The 6,236-nt window shown below is 43.9% G+C and carries 7 protein-coding genes; 1 reads left to right on the plus strand and 6 read right to left on the minus strand.

Features of this window, described 5'->3' with window-relative positions; genetic code table 11:
- Positions 1 to 31 precede the first annotated feature (31 nt).
- The 3 genes from NL626_RS22770 to NL626_RS22780 all read right to left on the minus strand — a co-directional run bounded on the left by NL626_RS22770 (position 32) and on the right by NL626_RS22780 (position 3,973).
- The gene (locus NL626_RS22770; RefSeq protein WP_253657764.1) at positions 32 to 616 is read right to left on the minus strand and encodes a hypothetical protein; all 585 of its coding nucleotides are present in this window, start codon (positions 614 to 616) and stop codon (positions 32 to 34) included.
- 152 nt (positions 617 to 768) lie between these two features.
- The gene (locus NL626_RS22775; protein WP_253657765.1) at positions 769 to 2,622 is read right to left on the minus strand and encodes a hypothetical protein; all 1,854 of its coding nucleotides are present in this window, start codon (positions 2,620 to 2,622) and stop codon (positions 769 to 771) included.
- Between the two features lie 25 nt (positions 2,623 to 2,647).
- Positions 2,648 to 3,973 (minus strand): DNA polymerase, encoded by a 1,326-nt coding sequence (locus NL626_RS22780; protein WP_253657766.1) that lies wholly within the window; start codon positions 3,971 to 3,973, stop codon positions 2,648 to 2,650.
- A 256-nt stretch (positions 3,974 to 4,229) separates the two neighbouring features.
- Between NL626_RS22780 and NL626_RS22785 the strand changes: the two genes are divergently transcribed.
- Entirely contained in the window at positions 4,230 to 4,802 is a 573-nt protein-coding gene (locus NL626_RS22785) for a helix-turn-helix domain-containing protein (protein ID WP_154216622.1), read from the plus strand.
- Between the two features lie 92 nt (positions 4,803 to 4,894).
- Here NL626_RS22785 and NL626_RS22790 read toward each other — a convergent pair whose 3' ends face one another.
- The 3 genes from NL626_RS22790 to NL626_RS22800 all read right to left on the minus strand — a co-directional run bounded on the left by NL626_RS22790 (position 4,895) and on the right by NL626_RS22800 (position 6,085).
- Positions 4,895 to 5,074 carry a hypothetical protein gene (locus NL626_RS22790; protein WP_140319866.1) on the minus strand — a complete coding sequence of 60 codons (180 nt, stop codon included), beginning with the start codon at positions 5,072 to 5,074 and terminating at the stop codon, positions 4,895 to 4,897.
- Between the two features lie 70 nt (positions 5,075 to 5,144).
- Positions 5,145 to 5,519, minus strand: a complete 375-nt coding sequence (locus NL626_RS22795; protein WP_029830634.1) for a hypothetical protein — start codon at positions 5,517 to 5,519, stop codon at positions 5,145 to 5,147.
- Between the two features lie 95 nt (positions 5,520 to 5,614).
- Positions 5,615 to 6,085 carry a hypothetical protein gene (locus tag NL626_RS22800; RefSeq protein ID WP_253657767.1) on the minus strand — a complete coding sequence of 157 codons (471 nt, stop codon included), beginning with the start codon at positions 6,083 to 6,085 and terminating at the stop codon, positions 5,615 to 5,617.
- Between the last annotated feature and the right edge of the window lie 151 nt (positions 6,086 to 6,236).

A 6,236-nucleotide genomic window follows, 5' to 3' on the forward strand; every position in this document is an offset into this window, starting at 1 on the left:
TAGCGGTGGTGTGGGCTGAGTAGTGAGAGGCTTAATGTTGTATCGTTTCTAAATCGCGGTTGAATGCAGCGTAAGCATCAAAGTAAAAACTTTCTAAGTCGCCTGCACAGTCGAAATCATAATAGAAAGTGTTGCACGCTAAAGAGCAGACTGCCCCTCCAAAAATCTCTAATAACTCACCTTTAGAAAGCTCTGAATTTGCGCTTAAATACGCATAAGCCTCGTATATTGATGGTGGGATGCCTGCCTCTGAGGCTAGGTCATACTCACAGCTAAACGTTTTTGGGGCCACTCCCTGCCATTTAACAGACGAGTTCAAGCGTACTGTAGTTCCACGTGTCGAACTAGATTGCCAATCCGTAGATATAATATTCATCAGGTCATAAACGCCGCTACAGGCATCCTGTCCGCACGTATAAAAACATTTCCCTGTGTTGATAACCATGCCCACAGCACAGCCGTTAAATTCAGGAAAAGAGACGGCTTCAGTGGTAGTATCTATTTCAATATCTAGTTTCTCACTCTTGAAGCTCGTTTCGTCTATTAGCCCCTTTAAGAACTTCATTTCATCCATAATTGCTTCTGGGATTGATTGTGTTTGGGTCATATTTGTCATGGTAGTCCCTCGAAATTAGTTGGTGCTTCGCCACTAGGCTTGAATGTATCCAAGCCCAGAAGCGTTGATTTAAAGATGTAATATGTGGTGTTCGATGCTTTTTCTAAAAGCACCGTTAAGGCTGAGTAGGAAAATGTAATTTAGAGGTGGTGTCAGCCAAGAAATGCAGATGTAGCCGCATCAGATTCAGCTTGCGTCATCTCATGCCATTTAGGTGCAGAGTCGAACTTGCTTATTATGCGATCATGCTCTTCCATCAACTGGTCCATCTCGCTTTCATTCAGCGGGTCAAAATCATCGTCCATGTCAACAGGGTCGAGTTCTGGGAGCTCTTCAACAAAGCGGTTAACTTCTATCGGAGCTGATTCTGGGTGCGTCAGCGGCTCAGAGAACGATGGTCCGTGAGGGATTATACCTTCGACATTCTGAGCTTTCTCGATTGCACGAAGCGTTAGCTTACGCCCGTTAGTACCTCGTGTACCACCAGATATAACCTCAACACCATGTTTTTCTAACTGCTCTTTCATACGGTTAAGCTTGGTACTTAAAGCTGACGCATTCTGAGGCCAGTTGCTTGGTAGACGGCGCATTTCTGACATGATGGCACTATGTAGCATTTTATGAACCTGCGTTGGACCACCAGTAAAAAGTTTCTCCTGCTGAACGATAGTTATAATGCTCGCCAACAACTCATCATGTTCTAAAGCCTGCATATTCAGGGCTTCTTCCTGCGCTTTGTTTACACCCTGCTGGACTGATTGATCGGTAATACCCAATACAGTTTCGAAGGCTGCTAGAAATGTATTGAAGTCACCACCTCGGAACTTGGCAATAGATGAAACATCGTCTAACATTGCCATAGCTTTTGCGGTCATACTGAGCAACCACGACTGGGCATACGGGAGGATTGCACTTAGCTTTTGGTATATCTCTGTGTCACTGGCGTAGGTAATTCGTGGTTTACCCGCTTTGATGAATATTGAACGAGTGCATAAATCGTATTGTTTAGGGAACTTAATCGCCGTTAATATCATTGGTTGGTGGAGGAGCGTTTCGACCAAATCTACATTCGTATAAAGTTTACGACCATCAACGGTGCCACCCGTTGCCACGCTACACATACCATTGGCTAACTCGTCACTAATGCGACCACAGTTATCGAAACACAACATGTAGTTGTGCGAAGCGGTAGCAATAAGATCACGAATATCTTTAGGCTGAGTCTTCACTTTCGTTCCATTTAGTCCCAGTAGCATAGCGACTAAGCGGGCGACTGTCGTTTTACCAGAGCCAGCATTCCCATGAAGGTAAAGAATCGGATAAGTAAGTCCGTCCGCTCTCGGGTGACTTAATATAAAGCCTGCGTACGCCATGATGGCTACAAACTGGCCATAGCTTAGATTGCTGAAGAGTTCTTGAAGTTTAGACGGTATATCTTGTTGCTCCCAGCCGGATACATATTGGAGGTGTCCATTATTTGGGGCGTAACGGAAGGTGATATCTGTTTCTTTATCGCTAAGCAGAACTTCACCGCCAGCTAGAACCAATCCTCGACCGTCGCTACTACGAGCATCGAGCGCAACACCTTTACTTTTGTTGTCAACGTCGATATAAGCATTGAAGATGTTCACATCTGCATCTGCCCCTTCCAAAACCGCGTCTAGGCTGACAGTTTCCAGAGCTTTCTCTACACTTTTTACCGTTAAACCTTTTACGCCTGCAGCGCGCGCAGCTTTAGCCACAACCGCCTGACTAATTTGACCGTTTAGAGACGTGCTGTAATTTGTTGTACCACCAGCCACGACAAGAACTGGCGTAGAATTGTCGAGCGCAACCGCAGCATTGGGAAGGTTTTGCATAGCTTGTGCAAGGCTGTCACCGAGCTTACCTTCGTTCTCTTTTAATGCTTGTGTCAACATCACCGTAAGGTGACTCTCCACTCGTTGAAAAGGTGTTTTCGGTCCAGTTTTGTTTTTACTGCTTTTAGTTCGAATACTTAATGCCATGATTTATCTCCTGTTTACTTGTTGGTTAGTAGTTATTGATTACGTGGTATTCGCAATCACACCGTAGGCGGTAGCCTTTTCCGAGCACTTCCTCGGAAACATCTGCCATTGCTTTTTCTGCTATGGCATACGTCTCTGAATCCGTTGCATGAGTCTGGACACCGATACAATCATGAATTGCAAAAATGAGTGAAATATTGAGTTGATCTAGCTTGATACAGAGCTTACGCAGCATGTAACTACACACCGCCTGTACATAGAAATTTCGAAGTGTGGAAGTTTTCGTGTCTGCGTCGACGGTTCGGCGAAATCCGAAGACTTCTGCATATCCTTGTTTTCTCGCTTCTCGGACTTTCTGATCGAGGTACGCATTCTCCCGAGGAAAAATGGCGCGCAACTCCCGATCCCAAGCTGCTGCTTTCAAGGGACTGACGCCATAATTCCGACGTATTCCCCAGGGAGTAATACCGTACAAGTGGGCATTACATAGACGTTTAAATCTATCTCGGTCTAGTTCATTAAACTCTTGGGAACGTGATTTTAGATGTAAGTACAAGTCCCCTTGTTGATAAGCCGTCCATAGGTCGTAGTCACCAGACAATGCTGCTAGTGCTGCTGGCTCTTGAGATGAGTAGTCCAACACGAAAATCTGATCGCCTTTCTTGGGGTGAAGCAGATGATTGCGGATCGACTTTGGCAGATATACAAATGAATCTCCCTTGGCTGCTTCTCTGCCTGTAGAAGTACCAAATGGATTCGGCCATTCATGGTGTCTCCCCTGAATACCGACATGAAAACGCAAGATCTTGTTGTATCGAACGTACATCATTGCTGCATACATTCGTTGGGCGAGATCTACTTTTACTCCTTTCAATTTGCGCCGCTCAGTTAACAACGTGCCATCTGGATTTTTCGGCCAGAGTTTTAGCTCTGGGCCAGAGAGAAAGAACGCAGGGTCCCCTTGTACCTGTACTCGATTCTCATCATCGATAGTAAGAAGTCCCATACCGATTAGATGTTGGAGATTGGCTTCTCCTGATTCCAGGCTTCGCTGATACTTCATTAGCCGACCGATATGTATCGGTATGCCTCGTTGATAGCGAAGAACACAGCTTTCTATGTAAGCTCTGTCGTCGCTGTCGCCGAGTACATCCGAATCTCCCACCAGTTCTTCCAGTTTTGTAGTAAGGAAGTCTGATGGAGGTTCGAAGGATTTGTATTGGTTTAACCAATCTTCCAACCGCTCGGCTTTGACCCTATTCTTTATTGGTTTACATGCTGAGATGTGTTTCGCTTTCGCTAGAACCATTCCTGAGCGGAACAGCTCCTCATCTCTTATTTCGGTTAGCATTTCTCCCCCTATATGTTGATTACAACAACTCACACTGACCACGGTCGTAAACGCTAGACCTTATCCAAATTTTTAAAGAGCAATTATAAAAAGTCTCCTTTTTGTTGACTTTTAGTGTGGTCATCATAATAGATACTATTTTGTAGTCAACGAAAAATATCAACTTTTTAGATACTTTTTTATATGAATGGGTTTTGGATACTGTTTGATAGTGGTAAGATTTGCCCATTCAATATCGACGAGAAAGGTCCCAGATATGGCGAAAGTAAAATCCACAAAGCTAACGACATGGTCGTCAGTTTGCTCTTTGCTATTTAGGCAACTACGGTTGTATGGTCCCGATTTCATCCTCTCTGGCGGCGACAAAAGCACAATCAATCCGGACAACAAATCCAGTCAGGAAGCCATAGCAAAAAAGCTTAAGATCACTAAAGCAGCCTACTCAAAAATTGAAAACGCGGACGTGGTTATCAATATCTTTCATATCAGCAACATATGCCCGATCTATGGAATTTCTGTCGTGGACTTTATGGGGATGGTTGAACAAGAGGTAAGACGTCTAGAAGACGAGGGTATAAAGGTAGAAAAAGGCAAGGTTCCATTCCGCGCGGACAATATTCGATGGCTCGAAAAGCTTAAAGAAAAGGCTTCTGCTAAATTCAACTCCAAAGTCAGAGAACTCAAAAAAAGTGGTTTATATTCAGCGTATGACGACGAAGAACTAGAAGCCCTTAAAAATGAGTGTAAACAGCTTGCCTATGAAGAGATTGAAGAAAAACAAAGTCTTGAAGATGCCATGAAGGAATACGAAGAATCGAAAAGAAAATAGTTTTTTTACTTGGCGCGACAGCGGCGGTTGTCGTCGCTGTCGAGCTACCCCAAAAAAAGCAGAGGTTATCCCCTGCTCACCTAGCTTGCCCGTCAATCATCTATAACCTCGTCGGCGACAACACCAATTACGAAGCCAGCTATACCACCGATTAATACGGAATATGGATATGGACCGAATCTAGCTCCGAGAGCAGCACCTATTTTCGCTGCACGAATACCTGTGTTCTTTTTGGATTGGGATGATGATTGTGAAAAGGTTTTGCTTTGCATGTTTGCTCCTTCGGGAAGTAAAGAAGAGCAATACCTATCGATACTGCCCTTAGTGATTTAATGTCCCAACTTACTTAACTGAATCGCATAGATGATTTGCGAAGCTACGAGTCATCATCTGACTTTGGTACTGGTTATTTAGCTTCAATGTATTGAGCCAGAACTCATCCCCATCAACTTCGAATTGCATAAATGCTTTCTGCTCTTGATTGCGGAAATTCACATCACCTTCAATATCCACGAAGATTCGACCCGATTTGGTTTTACCTGATTTCCATGTTTCATTGGTGAATGCCGAGTCGATCATGTCCCCTATTGCGTAAGGGCAACCATCTGGGCTGCCTTCTTTAATTGTCTGGATTGCATCATCTGTATCCGAACTAAATAGACCTGCTGATGCACCAAAGCTAGCTAGAACTAACGCACTGATTAGTAGTTTTTTCATTACTACATTTCCTTATTAGATTTACTGATTGAAAAATTTGATAGTGATTGCTGTCGGTGTCGTCGGTACGACGTCAACGACGATAAATGGAAGGGTTATTTTGTTTTCTTGTCTGCGAGTGCTAACAGCTCTGCTTTTAGCTTTTGGTATTCGTCGCCTAGTACGTGAAGATAAATTGATGATTTGGACTTTTGGGCTAGACCTAAGTCTCTAACTATTGAGGCGCAAAACCCTAGGTTGTTAGCTGAACCTGAGGGATATAGGGATTTATAGACCTGACTTTTCCACGGGTTATCACCTTGAGATTCGATCAACTGGAATAGTTCGTTAAGTGGAACCCAGTGTTTTGAATGCAATCCTGCCCCGCCACTTTGTCCGGCAATACGAAAGTAGAGTTGATCATCTTCACTGTTTTGAGCAACCTCGTAGAGCACCATTCCTTGGGCCTTTGCCCCTAGTTTGGGTGCTTCACCTGTTTTGAGAATGGTAGAGAATGGCTTGTCTTCTGGTGTGGTTTTAGATGTATCAACTCCTGCATTCTTCCTGCTGTTTTTGGGTTGGTTCATAGAAACTCCTTTATTTCATTGAGCTAGAAATAAGAAAGCCCCTACCGGATGGATCCAGTAAGGGCTCTTACAAATCAATAATATAAATTCGTTTTGCAGCTTGTTACGCCTAGGAATTTTTCCTGTCTTTTCCGGTACTGTTCCTGTCTTT

Origin of the sequence: Vibrio sp. Y58_MX_L22, from assembly GCF_024181865.1 — a bacterium.
Taxonomy (GTDB): Bacteria; Pseudomonadota; Gammaproteobacteria; order Enterobacterales; family Vibrionaceae; genus Vibrio; species Vibrio alginolyticus.